The organism is Pontibacterium sp. (genome assembly GCF_041587635.1).
Classification (GTDB): Bacteria; Pseudomonadota; Gammaproteobacteria; order Pseudomonadales; family Balneatricaceae; genus Pontibacterium.
Map to the genome: position 1 here is coordinate 1 of NZ_JBFGYC010000612.1, position 2,270 is coordinate 2,270.

5 protein-coding genes are annotated in these 2,270 nt (G+C 47.0%); all 5 read right to left on the reverse strand.

Going from position 1 to position 2,270, the window contains the following annotated elements; genetic code table 11:
- On the reverse strand, positions 1-171 hold a 171-nt coding region (locus ABYW01_RS19770; RefSeq protein WP_372836119.1), incomplete at its 3' end, for a flagellar basal body protein.
- Positions 172-180: 9 nt separating this feature from the next.
- Positions 181-867, reverse strand: a complete 687-nt coding sequence (locus ABYW01_RS19775) for a flagellar hook capping FlgD N-terminal domain-containing protein (protein WP_372836111.1) — start codon at positions 865-867, stop codon at positions 181-183.
- A 28-nt stretch (positions 868-895) separates the two neighbouring features.
- Positions 896-1,327 carry a flagellar basal body rod protein FlgC gene (flgC, locus tag ABYW01_RS19780; RefSeq protein WP_372836113.1) on the reverse strand — a complete coding sequence of 144 codons (432 nt, stop codon included), beginning with the start codon at positions 1,325-1,327 and terminating at the stop codon, positions 896-898.
- A 2-nt stretch (positions 1,328-1,329) separates the two neighbouring features.
- Positions 1,330-1,728 carry a flagellar basal body rod protein FlgB gene (gene flgB / locus ABYW01_RS19785; protein WP_372836115.1) on the reverse strand — a complete coding sequence of 133 codons (399 nt, stop codon included), beginning with the start codon at positions 1,726-1,728 and terminating at the stop codon, positions 1,330-1,332.
- Between the two features lie 161 nt (positions 1,729-1,889).
- Positions 1,890-2,270: protein-glutamate O-methyltransferase CheR (locus tag ABYW01_RS19790; RefSeq protein ID WP_372836117.1), on the reverse strand; the 381-nt coding region annotated here is incomplete at its 5' end.

The following is a 2,270-nucleotide window of genomic DNA, read 5'->3' on the forward strand; positions in this document are numbered from 1 at the left end:
GGCAACGTTAGCAGCACCAGCACCCACTACCGCAGTCGCATAAATGTCGCCAAACTGAGTCTGCGATGCTTTGAAGCCGACAGTACTTGAGTTCGCAATGTTATTACCTGTCACATCCAAATCAGTCTGTGCAGCCTTCAAACCTGTAACAGCTGTATTAAAACCTGCCATTGTCGTCTCCTAACCTTTTCCCAGTTGCCGAACATCATTAATACCAACAGACCCTGCATCAGTATTAAGCGCCATACCTATACCATTTTGACCAAGAGTCACACTATTCACGGAGTAACCGATAAAGCTCTGCACTGTTTCAAACTCGTCCCCTACCTGCGCCTCCGCGACCATTTGATATTCACCAGGAAGAGCATCATCTTTATTCCATTCAAAATCATGATCCCCAACGCCTCTCGCCCCCAAAAAGACACGATCAACCAAAGAGCCAGACTTATCATAGATAGAAACTCGAACTTGAGAGGCACTAGCCGGAAGCGCCACGACGCCCTTAACGCTACCACCTTCAGGTAAAATACCTTTATCTGTTTTAATATAAGCAGTTTGTCCAACCATAGAAGAGGCTTGTAACGCAGTCTGACTATTCATTAAAGAAGTGCTCATTTGCTCAACTGTTGAGTTCAAATTAGCAATACTTTCTACTGAACTCATGCTTGAGATCTGCTGCATAAAATCAGTTGTTTCCGCCGGACTGGTCGGACTCTGATTCTTCAGCTGAGCGATCATCAGCTGCATAAACATTTCGCTGGTTTCCTGGGATTGCGAGGTCCCGGTTGCCGTTGAATTCTGCTTATTTTGCGTATTGATCTGCTCATATACGCTGGTGTTTTGGTTTACGCCATTAATATCAGCCATGGCTTATACCCTCAGGTTTCAAATTCTATTACTGACCCAGAGACAAGGTACGCTGTACCATCTGCTTGGCAGTATTCATTATTTCAGCATTTATCTGGAAAGAGCGTGACGCCGAGATCATGTCGGCCATCTCTTCCACGACATTGACGTTGGGGTAATACACATACCCTTCTTCATCAGCCATCGGGTGATTCGGGTTGTACTCCTGACGCAATGGCGCATCACTTTCGACAATACCCAGCACTTCTACACCTTGCGCCTGAGTCACGTCACTCTGCGCAAACGGAGCGTCCAGGTCAGCAGCCTTCAGAGAGAACACCGGCTTACGCGCCCGATAAGTCTCGTCTACGCTGGAGCTGATGCTCTCAGCATTCGCCAAGTTACTTGCGGTAGTGTTCAGACGTACCGTCTGAGCACTCATTGCCGAACCGGCGATACCAAATATATTACCCAGCGACATGCTTATTCACCCTTAATGGCGTTCATTAAACCTTTGAACTTTTTATCCACAAACGTAAAGGAAGACTGAAAAGCCAGCGCATTTTCAGTGTAGCTGGCCATCTCCTCCTGCACTTCCACAGTATTTCCATCCACCGATGCCTGAGACGGGATCCGATACATCAGATCCGCCGCCATATCAGGATTCAGGAATCCTGAGGCATGACCACCATCCGTTTTCGTAACCTGCAACCTGGGTTCATTCGAAACACCTGCCAGGATACTTTTGAAATCGATATCTCGAGCCTGGTAGTTTGGTGTATCGGCATTGGCAATATTATTTGCGATCACTTCAGCACGACGACTACGCAACAACATCGCGTCATCATGAATACCAAGTGCTTTATCGAAAGAAATTGCCATAACCCTGCCTCTGGAATGAATCTAAGACAGAAAAAGCAAGAACGATGCCAATTAAAGAAAAGTCCCTAATTACGGGATATTAAGAATTATTAATGGGGTAAAACGAGAGGCATGCGGCAACAACCTACCGCCCTCTTGCCGCCAAGCGGCAAGAGACTCTATCAGATTGCCTGATAGATGATGCCGGGACGGCAATGGATCATTTTATAACAGTCGTTCAAACCTGACAGGGATTCCGACGCACCCAACAGCAGATAGCCGCCAGGCTTCAGGGACTTATGAATTTTTCTGAGGATTTCGATCTTGCGCTCGGTCGAAAAGTAGATCAAAACGTTGCGGCAAAACACAACATCAAACTGCCCCAGGCTCGTATATGATCCCAACAGGTTCAAGCTGTTAAACCGAACCCTGGATTTAATATCAGGATTAACAGCCCAACAGCCATCACCACGATCCGAGAAAAAGCGGTGCAAACGCTCTTTTGACAAACCTCGACCAATCGCCAGCATTTCATATACCCCCCCCTTTGCTCGGGAGAGTAC

What these genes read in the sequence shown, in the direction of transcription:
- ABYW01_RS19775 (WP_372836111.1), bottom strand. Translation starts at nt 867, where the DNA reads ATGGCTGATATTAATGGCGTAAACCAAAACACCAGCGTATATGAGCAG.
- flgC (WP_372836113.1), bottom strand. Translation starts at nt 1,327, where the DNA reads ATGTCGCTGGGTAATATATTTGGTATCGCCGGTTCGGCAATGAGTGCT.
- flgB (WP_372836115.1), bottom strand. Translation starts at nt 1,728, where the DNA reads ATGGCAATTTCTTTCGATAAAGCACTTGGTATTCATGATGACGCGATG.